The sequence below is a fragment of the Clostridium tunisiense TJ genome (assembly GCF_000300195.1).
GTDB classification, from domain to species: Bacteria; Bacillota; Clostridia; order Clostridiales; family Clostridiaceae; genus Clostridium_J; species Clostridium_J tunisiense.
Map to the genome: position 1 here is coordinate 37,095 of NZ_AMQH01000009.1, position 13,509 is coordinate 50,603.

Genomic DNA, 13,509 nt, shown 5'->3' on the forward strand with positions numbered 1-13,509 from the left:
ATAGAAAAGCATTAAGATTTTCAGTCTTAATGCTTTAATTTATACAACTAAAATTAATTTATTTACTGGTATTGCTCTAAACTACCAGATGCTCTTTACCCTTTAAAATTATATCAGCCAAAGCCTCTGCATTTTTGTAATAATAATCAAAGCCTTCATCTCTTTCCATGGTGTCATCCTTTAATTCTCTTTCAATAAATTCAATGCACTCATTTAAACATGAAAGTATTACATCCCAAATAAACTGTTTATAGTTTGGTTTGTATATCAATCTTTCATAAACACCTTTTACAAAAATCTTTCTATATTCATCGGTCATATAAAATGGAAAAGGAAAGTATTTTTCTGAACCATGACTTATCAATCGAGCAATATCTAAAGAGTAGGGCATGATTCCTGCAAAAGCCCAGTCTATTAAGACTATAGATTCCTTACTTTCTATTACGTTAAACTGCAAAAAATCCCCATTACACAAAGTTCTTGGACATACTAACTGCCTATCTAAAAAAGCTTTATAAGCCGAAGATAATTTAGGCTCATTTTTAAGACATTGTGCTCTTTTATTAATTCTTGTCCAATATCTCTCAAATCTATTATCTAGCTTATTCCCTTCGAAGTTACTTTCTTGCCAGTAAGTATTGAATATTTTAGCAAGGCTTTCAGCACAACCATGTGCCATACCTTCATTAAAGTTTCTTAAATCTTGTCCCTTAATATATTCTATTAATATCCACTTGGTGTTACCAACACATGTCCATCCCTCTAATTTTGGCACAGGAAGATTTTTATATAAAAGGAATTTTTCATATACTTTTATTTCATTATCCTCTGACTTCTTCAGAATATATTTTTCCTCTCCTGCTATTATCTTATAGACATTATAAATCCTATCTTCACCTTCCCCATCATCATGAAATTGTTCTATATCTAACTTCTCTGTAATTTCTGGTTTAATCTTTCCTAAGATACTCTTAAACATATCTATCTTATTATCATCTGTGATTTTTTCTGTATATAATCCCCTCATATTTTCCCCTTCTTATCACATAAACCCACCTCTCTATAACCTACAGCAGATTTATACGATACCCTATTTTATAAAAACTCTCTCTTTGCTTTTTTAATAATATCTTGAATAAACTGATTTTTACCACTTGTATATGAAGACCTATCCTCTTTAAATATATCAGCAAGTCTATCCTTAAGTTCAGAATACTCCTTTGTAACTTCACTATGTTTTCTTAGATAATCTCTAAATATAATATTGTTATTCCACTCTTCATCCATCCATTGAACTATGTGAATGTGATGAGTTCTTTCTTCCTCATTCCCCTTAACAAATAAAATTCTTTCCTTAGTACTTGCATTATGTCTATAGTTGTATCCCCCCTGCTGTAATTTTTCAATAATTATCTCTAGGTCGTTAAAATTCTTAACTCCAATTATAATATCAATAATTGGCTTAGCTTTAAGTCCTTCCACTGAAGTACTACCTATATGTTGTATATCTATAAAATACTCTTTTATTAAATTTTTAAGAGTTTCTTCTTCTATTTGATATAAACTATTCCATTCATATGTATATTCTCGTAACTCTACGAACCCTCGCTTTAACCCTATCATTACTTCTATCCCCTTTACTAATCAATGAGTTATCTCTTTATCAATAATAAGTTGCAGCTTCTGCTATAGATCTAAATCCTTTAAAAGCTCCCTTGCCACTTCCTCATCTTCTTTTGTCACTTGTATTTCCATTGGTATCATGAACCGTGGCATATTCATAAGATGTTCACCCTTTACGAAATAGTTTATATCTTCAGACTCTAAAATTGATTTAGCCAAAGGCACTAAGAAATAATTAGTAGTAATGGCAACAGTTATTAATTCTTGATATTCAGCTACCTGTTCTTTACTAGAATGTTGATTTTCTACCAATTTTCTACCACACTCAGGGCATAATTCAATTCCATCTATATACTCTGATTTACACTTATTACAATACATTTATTTTATCCCCCTTATTCTACTTATTTAGGCAAATTTGCAACTCCTATTTGTAATGGATTTAGATGCTTTTTATTTCTTAAACTGCTGGGCATCTAAAGAATCTATATAGTCTTTAGCTTCTTTTAGCCCAATACCTGTAACCATTCTATATCTTTTAATAGCCTTAATCTTCTTGCCTTGTAAAATTAAATTTATCAATTCCTCATCTATATTCTCAATTACCGTTCCAGTCACTCCAACTTGTTTTGCAATTTTCTCTAGAGTTAGGTTCATACGATTAATATCACTTTTTAGTCCACTAACCATACTTGCTAATATTGTAATAAACGCTACCCCTATAATTATTAAAAGATAATTATCACCCATATTCTACATCCCCCTATTATAAATATATTGTGTAAATTATACCATATATTGCATTATCCCCTGAAGAAAAATATACTCAAAATTTAAGGGTAAAAACACTTAATTCTTAGTAAAAAACTAACCCGTAGCCTTAACTCTTCGATAAAAAGCATATTCATTTTTAAAATTAGCATTAAATTTAGTTTCTTAAAAAAAGAAGAAGCTAAGCTTCTTCCCTAATCACAATTATAAATTACAGTGTGAACTTTATTTTCTAACCTGTAAATTTTCTCAATGTCTTCTGTAATGATGTCTTCTATACTATCTTTCTTAGAGAACTTAACTCCTATTCCACAATTAGAACTTAACTTTCTTGGTACTGGCATGGTTTCGTTGTTAATTCCTACAGAATTTAGATATCTATGATATTTAATAGCTCCTGAATGAGTGAAGAATATTGCAATGTATTCCATTTATTTTGAAGCCTTTAACAAATAATCTTCATTGATATTTTTAACTTCTACTCTAAACCCTGCATTTTTTAAGAATCTCATTACATTTTCTTTAGCTGTATTATTGTCTACTAAAATTTGAAAGCCATTAGGATTACCCTCAGCAGTTTTCTTTGCTATTATTACTGGTTGAGGGCAACTCATTCCTCTTGCATCTACCTTAGTCAACAGAAACACCACCTTTAACCTTAAAATTCATAGTTTTTTCTATATTGAAGTAGGAAATAAGTCCTAGTATTATAAAGCCTATAATTACAGCTGCCTTGCCATTAGCTGTTGGTCCTTGCGCACTAGCTGCTAATTTGAAGTTGTGTGCAAAGGCTGCTCCTACTACCATTCCCATGATAGTTATAGCCGAATCTACATTGCCTTCTCCTGCTAGAATAAGTTGTCTTAGTGGACATCCTCCTAAAAGTACAGAAGCCCAACCTGCAAGAGCCATACCTAAGAAATTCCATAAGCCATCTGCATGAGCTATTGATTGTTCAGCGAAACCTAATTTAAAATATCCTAATATTAGATTTCCTATTATAGTAAATACAAAAATAGCAATAAATCCTGATATTAAATAAGTATCTTTAAACATGATTAAATCTCTTATTCCGCCAACCATACAAAGCCTTGTTTTTTGAGCAGCAACTCCAATAATTAATCCTGCAGCTAATGCTATATAAATTGGCGCATGCTGTGAACCTGGTCCCTTTTGACTTAATATTATAAAAGCTGGTGAAATTATAGCTAAAGCTAGTAATCCTATGGAAATTAAAGGTAAGGCATAACCTTCAATGGTAGTTTGCGTATAATTTCTTTTTAAGCTGAAGCCCTTATTTAAAAATTGAATTCCTAAGAATATCCCTGCTGCAAAACCTAGTAATCCAACTAAGGCATTTAAGTCTCCCCCTGCAAGTCTTAATACCATTCTAAGTGGACATCCAAGGAACATTAAAGCTCCTACCATTACAACGAAACCTAGAATAAATCGTAAAAATGGTGAAGAACCGCCCTTTACCTTAAACTCCTTTGAGCCTAAAGAAATTAGAAAAGCTCCAAGAACCATTCCTATAATTTCTGGTCTAATATACTGCACCACTTCTGCTCTATGTAATCCAAGAGCACCTGCAGTATCCCTTATAAAACATGCTACACAAGCTCCCATGTTTCTAGGGTTACCAAAGTAAACTAACAAAACAGATAAAACACCTATGATTGCTCCGGCAATGATAATGCCTCTTTTTTCTTTCATATCTTTACTCCCCTTTTATTATTTGTTAATATTTAACTATGCATATAAATTTTAACATACACTTCACAAAACCTTAAATTGCAATATATAATAGAAGTTTTTTATCTATTATTTCTTATAATTTTGTCATATTTATAAAGGAGGGCTAATATGAATAGGATTTATTTGGACAATGGTGCCACTTCCTTTCCAAAAGCTCCTGGAGTTGTAGAGAGCATAACAAAATATCTTGTAGATATAGGTGGAAATGTTAACAGAGGGGCTTATGATGCTTCCTATGAAGCTGAAAATATAGTTTTTGAAACTAGAGAATTGCTATGCACGTTATTTAATTTTAATAAAGTTGAAAATGTAATATTTACTAGAAGCATAACTGAAAGCTTAAACGTAATATTGAAGGGTTATTTAAGGAAAGGGGATCACCTAATTGTTTCTTCTATGGAGCATAATGCCGTAATGAGACCCCTTAGTTCTCTAGAAAAACTAGGAGTAACTTATTCCATTGCTAAATGTAATAGTCTTGGGGAATTAGATGTTAACTGCCTCACCCCGCTAGTTAAACCAAATACTAAAGCAGTGATTATGACTCACAGCTCAAATGTGTGTGGGACTGTTCTTCCCTTAGAAGAGGTAGGAAGCTTTTGCAGAAATAATAATCTTACCTTTATAGTAGATTCAGCCCAAACAGCAGGTTTTTTAGATATTGATATGAACAAAATGAATATAGATATTCTTTGTTTTACAGGTCATAAAAGTCTACTTGGACCCCAAGGTATTGGTGGCTTTTTAATTAGAGAGCACCTTGTAGAAAAGATTTCTCCTCTAATTGAAGGGGGAACTGGTAGCCTGTCTGAATATGAAGTTCAGCCTGAGTATATGCCAGATAAATTTGAAAGCGGAACCCTGAATATTCCAGGTATATACGGACTCAATGCTTCCTTGAAATATATTTTAAATGAAGGTATTAAGAATATAAAAGCTAAAGAATTAGAACTCACAAATATATTTTTAAAGGAAGTAAGTAGAATTCCTCAGGTGAAAATAATAGGGCTTAAAACTATAGAAAATAGAACTGCGGTGGTGTCACTAAATTTTACTCATCAAGATAATGGAGAGATATCTTACCTACTTTCCAAGGACTACGGAATATCAACAAGGTGTGGTCTCCATTGTGCCCCTTCTGCCCATAAAACTCTAGGAACTTTTCCAGATGGAACAGTGAGGTTTAGTTTTAGTAGTTTTAATACTATTGAAGAAGTGAATTACACAGTAAATGCTATAAAAACAATTATAAATCTTTGATCTATTAAGCTTGAAAATTGTAAAATACTAACAATGTAAGGTTTCATGATGAATTTCATCCTCACCCTCTTGTTTCTGCTTTGTGGCTAAGGCTGTAATTGTAAGTCTTGGACATGCTTCAAGTAGCCTTATTATATTTACACTACAAAAAAATTTGAAAGGAGAAATTTAAAAATGAGCAAATACGAAGATGCGATGAAACTTATGAAGGAACTTTGCGGAAATGGTAAGGAGGAGGTTATTGCACTTGCCACAATATCATTATCCCCAAATGCTGCCGGCAGTCCTCGCCCTGCTGCCCGTATGGTTTGTGCCTATTATGAAAATGGCATGTTTTATGTTTCTACAGATGCAAGAAAAAATAAAATGTTACAAATTGAGAAGAACAATGAGGTTTCTGTTGCGGGGTTAGGTTGGTATACCTTCCAGGGCAGGGCTGAAAATCTCGGTTGGGTTAAAGACGAGAAGAATGCAGAAATTAGAGCTAATTTTAAAAAAATCTTTGGATGGTTTGATGAAGTCGGTGATGAGGACAATCCTGATTCGATCGTTCTGCGTATCACCCTCACAGAAGGTACAATTATTGACAATGCAGAAAAATACGGTGAAAATAAGTATGAAATTAACTTTATCAACAAAACAGTTAAGTAAAAATATTACTTATAATTTGCTCCCTTGATCCAAAATCTATATAAATTACATTACTAAACAGCTAAGAAAAACCGTCTTCTACAGACATTTGCCTCCCATGGATTAGCTAATTGTTAATATAAGCTATATAAATAAGATACACCTTCTCAAAAGGTGTATCTTATTATTTTTTTGGGGAGTAATAAGGACTAAGCAAATTATACTCCTAATTTATTTACTTTCTAGGAGGTTAATCTTTAACTACAGCTCTTCTCACTAAAAGAAATGTAAATCCTGAAAGTACTACAGCCATAACAAAGAAACTAGAAATTGCGGCATATGCATTGTAATTATTAAGTCCAAAAGCACTTACTAAGAAATTGCCCACTCCATTCCAAAACTCTTGTGGAAATAAGTCATGAAAATTACCAATTAAAGTTATTAGTATAAAAGGGGCTACTGAGATTATAACCTTTAAAACAGTGTTGCTTCTGTAGTATATCAGGTTTATAAAAATTCCAAGATTAAAGATCATGATATATAAAAATATTAAAAACATTACAGTTCCAAACAATGTGCCTAAACTATTACTTTGACTCCAAGCATTCTGTCCAAAGCCTTTATAATATAACATGTCATACATGGTAGGACAAACTACAAAGAGATTATAAATTCTATTTAATATTACATCTGCTACAGCCATAAGAGCTGCCGTTGGTAAGGTGCTTATCATTAACCCCTGAAAAAAGGTTTTTCTTGATATATTATTCCCTTGAGTAAACTTAAAGCTATTTTTAAAAGAATTAAGCCCTGCAATAAAGATAAATATCATAGTGGAAAACTCTATTCCTGAAGAACTAACTTCTCCACCATTAGTCGTTGCTAATAAGGTTATTGCTAAAAATATAGCTATTACTATAGCATAATATACTTTTATTGAGTTTAAAACCTCAAAGAACTGGTACTTTGCTACTTTTAAACTTTTCATAGTTAATTCCCCCCTTCGTTAGTCAAGTGGATGAATAATTTTTGTAGTTCCACCTTATTGATTTCCAATTCAAAAGAATTAATTGTTTCTTTATCTTTTGCCGTAAGCTCTCCAAGAATTGTAGCACTTTTAAAGCTTCCTAATACCTCTGTATTAATAGGATTTTTGTCCTTTATAAATTCATCTACCTTATTTGCTGCTCCAGCTACAGAATAAGCTCTTTCTAATAGGTTTTCCACACTATCATCTACTGCAATGGCCTTATCTTTTATTATAATTACTCTTTCAAGGATATCTGAAATTTCTTCTATAATATGAGTAGATAAAATTATGGTCTTTGGCTTATCAATAAAGTTCTGTAAAAGTTCCTTATAAAATAACTCTCTATGGTTTGCATCTAATCCCAATATTGGCTCATCAAACATTAAAACTTCTGCATTAGAAGCTAAAGTAATTATAAGCTTCATTATAGAATTTTGACCTGTAGAAAGTGCCTTAATCTTCTTATTTGTATTTAAGGAAAACTTTTTACTTAGTGCCATAGCATATTCCATATCAAAAGAAGGATAAAACTCTTTAGTCCACACAAAGGCTTTGCCTACCTTCATTGCTTCAGGATAAAGGTCCTTTTCTGTCATATAAAACATTTTTCCTATAGCCTTATCATTTTCAAGAATGCCCTCTCCATCTATGGTGATTTCCCCTTCTGTTGGGAATAACCTGTTATTAATCAGATTTAAAAGAGTGGTCTTTCCTGCACCATTTCTTCCAAGGAGTCCATAAATTTTATTAGGTTCTATTTTAAGTGATATATCCTTTAAGGCACAAAAATTTCCATAGTACTTTGACATATTCTTAATTTCTATTACACCCATGATTATTTACTCCTCTCTAACATTTTAATAATTTCATCAATAGAAATATTTAGCTTTTTACCTTCTTCAATTAAGGTTTCCACATAGCTCTTATAAAAACTTTCTCTTCTTTTGTCCATTAATTTCTCCTTAGCCCCCACAGTAACAAACATACCTACACCCCTTTTTTTGTAAATGATACCTTCATCAACTAATAAGTTATACCCCTTTCCAACTGTAGCTGGATTAATCTTATAAGTTACAGAAATCTCTGTAGTAGATGGTATCTGAGTATCTTCCTCATATATTCCCTTTAATATTGAGTCTTCAACAGATTGTGCTAGTTGCAAATATATAGGAATTTCACTATTAAAATCTATTTTCACTTCATCACCTCATTGGTTAATTACTTATATAACTAAGTATATGACCTATGACTTATTTTGGCAACTACCTTTATTAGAATTTACATTTTGTTAATATTCTACATACTATTTATCTACGGCATTTAGTGAGCTTTTACATACTAAGTTTTAATTCATAGGTTCATATCCCTATCTCATCCTAATGAGTTAAGAAGTAAACTTATTGTCAATGCGCTGTTAACTATACTACATATTATTAAGACATAAAAAATAAAAGGTAGTCTTGTTAACCACCTTTTAACTCATTGTATATATGATTTCTTTGAAATTATTATAATTCGTTTTATTAAGGCTATGCCCCTCAATGCTAATTTTTACTCCATATTTGTTATATTAATCGTTATCTCTACGACTATCCCTATAACTTCCTAGAATTTCTCTAAAACAAGTGTTAATCCTATTCTTCTATTGCTATTTGACCTAATTCTTCCTTTTTACTATCCATTAAGCAAAGCTTGTACATCAAAATTGCTGCTAAAATTGAAATTCCACCAACAAATAGCCGTAGTTTTCTAATACTTGTATACTTAACATATAATCCAGCAATAATAGGTCCTACCATAAATCCCAGCTTTCTTATTATTGGAAAAATAGAATTAAATCTTCCTCTATGGGAAGCTGGCGTATGATCTGCTATATACACATTAGTATTAGTAGAGATTAAAATTTCTCCTAGAGTCCAAATCATTGTTGAAAGTATAAATAGTGGATACCAATTAATAAAGAACATCATGCCAAACCCAATAGCATAGAAGATTCCCCCTACTGCAATGCTTAAAGAAGAATTAAGCTTTTCTGTAATTGCAGTTAAGAACATAGGAATTATGCTGCACATCACTGCATTTACTGTCATTAAACTTCCAAAGATGGTTGCAGACTTTTCTCCAAAGACTTCTCCAATTTGAAGGGAAAGTCCAAAGTTAAATTGTGAGAATACTATAAAGTAAATAACAATTATAAAGGAAAATAAAAGCAGGGTAAGTCCCATCAACATAATTTTCTATAATTTAGATTCTTACTACCTGAGATTACTTAATCCTTTAAAATAGTTTCTTTCCAACCATTTTAAGGCCAAATCCTCTTCAGAGTTAACTCCTAGCTTTTAGTATCTTTTCTAAGGTTTCGATATGATTAGCCCTACTACTTATTATATCAGATAATATCTTATAAGTCTTTGTATGGGTGTCTTCTGTGGATTTTATAAATCTTCCTTGGATATCTATAAGCAAGGAATACATATCCTTCTCTAAGTTCAAAGAAAACTTTATATAATCCTTCACATTACTAAAGGTTACTGAATGCTGTTTTTTATTATATTCATTTATTAAAAAAGAGATTTTATCATAAGTCCAAAAATCAAATTCCTCAAGTTCTGTGTTTTTAAGCTCCCTATTTAAATCTTTATAATAGTTAATAGTCTTATCTATATTTTTTATCAAAACCCTTGACATTATATTTATAGAAGAGTGTTCCTTCTGCTGATTTCCTATATTTTCATATAACTTTTTTCTTCTTTCCTCCATATCAATGGATTTGTCTATTAAGTCAATTACATTATATGCCATATTTACAACCTCCAATTTTAAGACTACTTATATAATTCGAAATAATATTCGATTTTTATAGGGTATTTATGTCTAAATGTTAAATTTTATGATGAATATTATCTTAAATTAGAACTTTATTCCATTCCTTAAATCATTATATAGTATTTGTCAAAGCTCTAGGTTTAATCAAAGTTATAATTTATTTTAGTTGCATAAAAAACAACTTCTTTATCATAGCTAATTAAAGAAGTTGTTTCCCAGCTTATTCTTTACTAATGCACCCACTCTTGTCCATTTCATATAATGTATTAGGGGAGACCTTTAGATATAATCCCCAAAATAGAAACCCTAAAAATAAATAAAAGGAGATTTTAAAATTGAGTATACCAATATTTTTAAAATATGATACCTTTAATAATAGTTTACCAATTAAAACAAATGGAGATGCTGTGATTGAGAACAACTATCTACTTTTGACTCCTGATGAACCAAGTAGAAGGGGTAGTGCCTATTATAGAAATATAATCCCACTTCCAAATAACGGGTTCTTCAGCACCTATTTTATATTTAGAATTATAGGTAGCACCTCTAGGGCAGATGGTTTTACCTTTGTTATACAACCCAATTCAAATACAGCCCTTGGTGCTGACGGTGCTTTTTTAGGTTATGGTGAAAGCAATGAAATTTCTGGTATAGCTAATAGCTTCGCCGTTGAATTTGATACTTTTGAAAACCCTACACTTTTTGATATAAATAATAACCATGCAGGAATTGATGTTAATGGAAGCGTGATTTCTATTTCCGTAGCTAATTTGAACAATGTAGGAATTGACGTAGCTAATGGCACAGAATATCATGTATGGATAGATTATAATGGCAATTTACAAGTAAGAATAGGCACTACTAATCAACGTGCTAATTCAACCTTAATATTGAATTTAGCTAACTTTGATTTGCCAACATTATTAGGTAGAAATAGTGGCTTTATTGGTTTTACAGGAGCCACTGGGGCTCAAAGCGAAGAACACCGTATTCTACTATGGTACTTTGATAACAAATATAATCCAATTGATACTAGTATAAACCAATATGTTCAGGTCTCTGGCCGTGGAGTTATAGTAGAGGCTCTTAAATAGTATTGCAATTTAATTGATCCTCATAAAAAAATAAATTACTAGCATTGCTTTACTGGGCTTAATGTAAAAAGCTAGAGTAAAGACCCTAATGTGGCCTTACTCTAGCTTAATAAACTATTTCATCTTAAAAACATGCTTTATTCTATTAAAATACTCTTGTCTACATAGGAATTATACATAATACCACCTATGATAATAAGCCCTCCAACTATTTTACCAATAGATATATTACCTATCCTTATATAATCTATAAAAAGCCCTGTAAAAATTTGCCCTATAAAAATTAGTACAGTGGAGTACACAGCTGGTATTTTAGGTATTACTATATTAGAGGCTACCACTACCATTACTCCTACAAATCCACCTAAGTAAGCATAAAAAGGTATTCCCGTAAAGTTATCTATTTGAAAGTTACCCGTTAGCCTTAATAAAGCTATTATAATTAAAGTTACAGATAGCCCCATAACATAGTTTACAAAACCTCCCTGAAAGACTCCTAGCTTCTGACCTAAATTAGCATTAATAATAATAGAAACTATGGTGAGTCCACCACATATAATAGCTAAAACTATATAAATCATTTTATTCCTCCTTAATAAATGGTCATTACAATTATTCCTACTAAGATTATTCCAAACCCAATAACCTTTTTCTTTTGGAATCTATAAATCTTCATGCTAAATAATCCAAAGTGATCAATAAAAGCTGCAAGAAGTAGCTGACCAAAAACTCCTAAAGCTAGGGTTAAAGAAGCTCCAAGTTTAGCAAAGCATAAATTATTTAAAAACACCATGATAACCCCTATGGCTCCTCCACTAAATAAATATATAGGTATATTTTTTTTAATATTTAGCTTCTCTCTTTTTAACGCTAAAATAATTATTAAAGTAACAAGCCCAACTACATGAATTATCAACAATGAAAAGTAACTGCTTAAATAACTATCTAGCACCCCATTGAAAGTTACCATTATAGTAATTAAAAACCCTATAAGTACTGCATAAATTTCGTACATAAAATCCTCCAGATTAATTATTTCTAGGCATTTGAAATAAGCCCTCAAATAAATTTAAATAAGATTTGACTTTTTCCTCAACCTCATACTATTAGCATATCAAATATTAAGCTATTAAATGTATGACATATGTCATATACTATTGTGTATAAATAAATTTATTTAATTTGAGAACAACTATATTCTCTTAGCGTAAAAGAGGTGCCTATGAAAAAAATTAATAATAAAAACAAATTAAACTTTTATATAGAAAAATACAATATAAATAATATGTTTAGTGTTGATATGACTTCTTATATGGATTTATATCTATTTAATAAAGATGAACATATTTATAAAGCCGGCTGCAAAATGGATTATTTTTATTTCTTCGTGGAAGGCAAATCTAAGGTTTATATTCTTCTAGCTAACGGGAAATCTCTGCTTTTAATGTTTTGTAATCCATTAAGAATAGTGGGAGATGTAGAATTTTTATATTCTGATATTGCTACTTGCAATCTTCAGGCCTTAACAGAGTGCTTATGTATTGGTATATCCCTTGAAGACATAAGAAAATATGCTTCCAATGACTCGACTTTCTTGAGGCATATGTGTAAAAGTTTAGGAGAAAAGCTTACAAACAACTCCATTTTAAGTTCCATTAACCTCCTTTATCCTTTAGAAAATAGACTTGCTAGCTATATCTTAGCTATTGTGCCCCAGGGTAAAGTTTCACCTGCTGAGCAGTTGCTAACACAAAAACTCACTGAGATTGCTGAGCTTCTTGGAACTAGTTACAGACATCTAATTAGAGTTATTAACAAACTTTGTGATAAAGAAATTATTAAAAAGGAGAAAAATGCTTTAAAAATTATAAATAGAGCTGCACTGGAGGAATTAGCTGGAGATCTATACAACTAGAAGTTGTATAGGCTTCTAAGATAAATGTTTAAACCTATTCAGCTAACCCACTTCTCCTTTTCTATATATACATGAGGGTTCTAAATCTACAGCCCATTATTTACTTGTAGCTAGATATCCTCCTATATAAGAATATTTTTTATAGTAAATAAGCCCTAATCTTTATTAAAATTTGCCTAAAACCCAAAACAAGGAAACTGATGTTAGCATATGCTTAATATCAGTTTCCTTTTGCCTTTACATGACTATACCGCTTCTCCATTAGAGGTACTTTATATTTCAACCTAAAAAGCTCTAAGTGAAAGTTTAGGTATGGTGCAGTTTACTATAAATACTATTTAAATTACCCTTTAAATCCCTTAGGTTTAACTCTACGATAAACTCTAAATGTTAGATGGTATTGCCAGTTTAAATGTGACACATTAAATATTCTTAGTATGGCCATTGGTCGTGCCATTGTGTTCACTCCTTAGAATGCAAAATATACAGTGGTACTTTTAACACCACTATATATTCTATGTAGTAAATTATAGAATTGCTACTTAACTTTTATCCTATTTAATAACTTTACACTTTACTTTCGATTACTATAAATAAAAATAGCA

The 13,509-nt window shown here is 31.0% G+C and carries 18 protein-coding genes; 4 read left to right on the top strand and 14 right to left on the bottom strand.

All coding sequences use genetic code 11. The annotated features are described in order from the left end of the window. Nucleotides 1-76: 76 nt before the first annotated feature. From C661_RS0108020 to yedE, 7 genes are all read right to left on the bottom strand, one after another. Nucleotides 77-1,027 (bottom strand): aminoglycoside phosphotransferase family protein, encoded by a 951-nt coding sequence (locus C661_RS0108020; protein WP_017414793.1) that lies wholly within the window; start codon nt 1,025-1,027, stop codon nt 77-79. Between the two features lie 68 nt (nt 1,028-1,095). Then, nucleotides 1,096-1,623, bottom strand: a complete 528-nt coding sequence (locus C661_RS0108025; RefSeq protein ID WP_017414794.1) for a GrpB family protein — start codon at nt 1,621-1,623, stop codon at nt 1,096-1,098. A 63-nt stretch (nt 1,624-1,686) separates the two neighbouring features. After that, a complete protein-coding gene (locus C661_RS0108030) occupies nt 1,687-2,004 on the bottom strand; it encodes a putative signal transducing protein (RefSeq protein WP_017414795.1) in 318 nt (105 codons plus the stop codon). A 72-nt stretch (nt 2,005-2,076) separates the two neighbouring features. Then, entirely contained in the window at nt 2,077-2,373 is a 297-nt protein-coding gene (locus tag C661_RS0108035) for a ribosomal protein L7/L12 (RefSeq protein ID WP_017414796.1), read from the bottom strand. Between the two features lie 215 nt (nt 2,374-2,588). Beyond that, nucleotides 2,589-2,825 (bottom strand): putative Se/S carrier protein, encoded by a 237-nt coding sequence (locus tag C661_RS0108040; RefSeq protein ID WP_017414797.1) that lies wholly within the window; start codon nt 2,823-2,825, stop codon nt 2,589-2,591. Continuing rightward, nucleotides 2,826-3,032 (bottom strand): sulfurtransferase TusA family protein, encoded by a 207-nt coding sequence (locus C661_RS0108045; protein WP_017414798.1) that lies wholly within the window; start codon nt 3,030-3,032, stop codon nt 2,826-2,828. Continuing rightward, on the bottom strand, nt 3,025-4,107 hold the full coding sequence (yedE, locus tag C661_RS0108050; RefSeq protein ID WP_017414799.1) for a YedE family putative selenium transporter: 1,083 nt from the start codon (nt 4,105-4,107) through the stop codon (nt 3,025-3,027). The genes C661_RS0108045 and yedE overlap by 8 nt, the downstream gene beginning before the upstream one ends. Before the next feature lie 150 nt (nt 4,108-4,257). Here yedE and C661_RS0108055 point away from each other — a divergent pair, with 150 nt between their 5' ends. Together C661_RS0108055 and C661_RS0108060 are read left to right on the top strand one after the other, a co-directional pair. After that, entirely contained in the window at nt 4,258-5,409 is a 1,152-nt protein-coding gene (locus C661_RS0108055; RefSeq protein WP_017414800.1) for an aminotransferase class V-fold PLP-dependent enzyme, read from the top strand. Nucleotides 5,410-5,583: 174 nt separating this feature from the next. Next, a complete protein-coding gene (locus C661_RS0108060) occupies nt 5,584-6,060 on the top strand; it encodes a pyridoxamine 5'-phosphate oxidase family protein (protein ID WP_017414801.1) in 477 nt (158 codons plus the stop codon). A gap of 229 nt (nt 6,061-6,289) precedes the next feature. On the opposite strand, the gene C661_RS0108065 is transcribed toward C661_RS0108060, so the two are convergent. The 5 genes from C661_RS0108065 to C661_RS0108085 form a co-directional block, all read right to left on the bottom strand. Further along, on the bottom strand, nt 6,290-7,027 hold the full coding sequence (locus C661_RS0108065) for a hypothetical protein (RefSeq protein WP_017414802.1): 738 nt from the start codon (nt 7,025-7,027) through the stop codon (nt 6,290-6,292). A 2-nt stretch (nt 7,028-7,029) separates the two neighbouring features. Beyond that, nucleotides 7,030-7,902, bottom strand: a complete 873-nt coding sequence (locus C661_RS0108070) for an ABC transporter ATP-binding protein (protein WP_017414803.1) — start codon at nt 7,900-7,902, stop codon at nt 7,030-7,032. Between the two features lie 2 nt (nt 7,903-7,904). Next, nucleotides 7,905-8,267, bottom strand: coding sequence for a GntR family transcriptional regulator (locus C661_RS0108075; RefSeq protein WP_017414804.1), 363 nt, complete (start codon nt 8,265-8,267; stop codon nt 7,905-7,907). Between the two features lie 436 nt (nt 8,268-8,703). Beyond that, entirely contained in the window at nt 8,704-9,300 is a 597-nt protein-coding gene (locus tag C661_RS21490) for an MFS transporter (RefSeq protein WP_083861635.1), read from the bottom strand. A gap of 94 nt (nt 9,301-9,394) precedes the next feature. Continuing rightward, the gene (locus C661_RS0108085) at nt 9,395-9,871 is read right to left on the bottom strand and encodes a hypothetical protein (RefSeq protein ID WP_017414806.1); all 477 of its coding nucleotides are present in this window, start codon (nt 9,869-9,871) and stop codon (nt 9,395-9,397) included. Nucleotides 9,872-10,230: 359 nt separating this feature from the next. Between C661_RS0108085 and C661_RS0108090 the strand changes: the two genes are divergently transcribed. Beyond that, a complete protein-coding gene (locus C661_RS0108090; protein ID WP_017414807.1) occupies nt 10,231-10,989 on the top strand; it encodes an L-type lectin family protein in 759 nt (252 codons plus the stop codon). 137 nt (nt 10,990-11,126) lie between these two features. Here C661_RS0108090 and C661_RS0108095 read toward each other — a convergent pair whose 3' ends face one another. Both C661_RS0108095 and C661_RS0108100 read right to left on the bottom strand, forming a co-directional pair. Beyond that, a complete protein-coding gene (locus C661_RS0108095; protein ID WP_017414808.1) occupies nt 11,127-11,570 on the bottom strand; it encodes a DMT family transporter in 444 nt (147 codons plus the stop codon). An 11-nt stretch (nt 11,571-11,581) separates the two neighbouring features. After that, complete coding sequence (locus C661_RS0108100; RefSeq protein ID WP_017414809.1) at nt 11,582-12,004, bottom strand: DMT family transporter; 423 nt, start codon at nt 12,002-12,004, stop codon at nt 11,582-11,584. 207 nt (nt 12,005-12,211) lie between these two features. Between C661_RS0108100 and C661_RS0108105 the strand changes: the two genes are divergently transcribed. Then, the gene (locus C661_RS0108105; protein ID WP_017414810.1) at nt 12,212-12,904 is read left to right on the top strand and encodes a cyclic nucleotide-binding domain-containing protein; all 693 of its coding nucleotides are present in this window, start codon (nt 12,212-12,214) and stop codon (nt 12,902-12,904) included. Nucleotides 12,905-13,509 lie beyond the last annotated feature (605 nt).

What these genes read in the sequence shown, in the direction of transcription:
- C661_RS0108020 (WP_017414793.1), bottom strand. Translation starts at nt 1,027, where the DNA reads ATGAGGGGATTATATACAGAAAAAATCACAGATGATAATAAGATAGAT.
- C661_RS0108025 (WP_017414794.1), bottom strand. Translation starts at nt 1,623, where the DNA reads ATGATAGGGTTAAAGCGAGGGTTCGTAGAGTTACGAGAATATACATAT.
- C661_RS0108030 (WP_017414795.1), bottom strand. Translation starts at nt 2,004, where the DNA reads ATGTATTGTAATAAGTGTAAATCAGAGTATATAGATGGAATTGAATTA.
- C661_RS0108035 (WP_017414796.1), bottom strand. Translation starts at nt 2,373, where the DNA reads ATGGGTGATAATTATCTTTTAATAATTATAGGGGTAGCGTTTATTACA.
- C661_RS0108040 (WP_017414797.1), bottom strand. Translation starts at nt 2,825, where the DNA reads ATGGAATACATTGCAATATTCTTCACTCATTCAGGAGCTATTAAATAT.
- yedE (WP_017414799.1), bottom strand. Translation starts at nt 4,107, where the DNA reads ATGAAAGAAAAAAGAGGCATTATCATTGCCGGAGCAATCATAGGTGTT.
- C661_RS0108055 (WP_017414800.1), top strand. Translation starts at nt 4,258, where the DNA reads ATGAATAGGATTTATTTGGACAATGGTGCCACTTCCTTTCCAAAAGCT.
- C661_RS0108060 (WP_017414801.1), top strand. Translation starts at nt 5,584, where the DNA reads ATGAGCAAATACGAAGATGCGATGAAACTTATGAAGGAACTTTGCGGA.
- C661_RS0108065 (WP_017414802.1), bottom strand. Translation starts at nt 7,027, where the DNA reads ATGAAAAGTTTAAAAGTAGCAAAGTACCAGTTCTTTGAGGTTTTAAAC.
- C661_RS0108070 (WP_017414803.1), bottom strand. Translation starts at nt 7,902, where the DNA reads ATGGGTGTAATAGAAATTAAGAATATGTCAAAGTACTATGGAAATTTT.
- C661_RS21490 (WP_083861635.1), bottom strand. Translation starts at nt 9,300, where the DNA reads ATGTTGATGGGACTTACCCTGCTTTTATTTTCCTTTATAATTGTTATT.
- C661_RS0108085 (WP_017414806.1), bottom strand. Translation starts at nt 9,871, where the DNA reads ATGGCATATAATGTAATTGACTTAATAGACAAATCCATTGATATGGAG.
- C661_RS0108095 (WP_017414808.1), bottom strand. Translation starts at nt 11,570, where the DNA reads ATGATTTATATAGTTTTAGCTATTATATGTGGTGGACTCACCATAGTT.
- C661_RS0108100 (WP_017414809.1), bottom strand. Translation starts at nt 12,004, where the DNA reads ATGTACGAAATTTATGCAGTACTTATAGGGTTTTTAATTACTATAATG.
- C661_RS0108105 (WP_017414810.1), top strand. Translation starts at nt 12,212, where the DNA reads ATGAAAAAAATTAATAATAAAAACAAATTAAACTTTTATATAGAAAAA.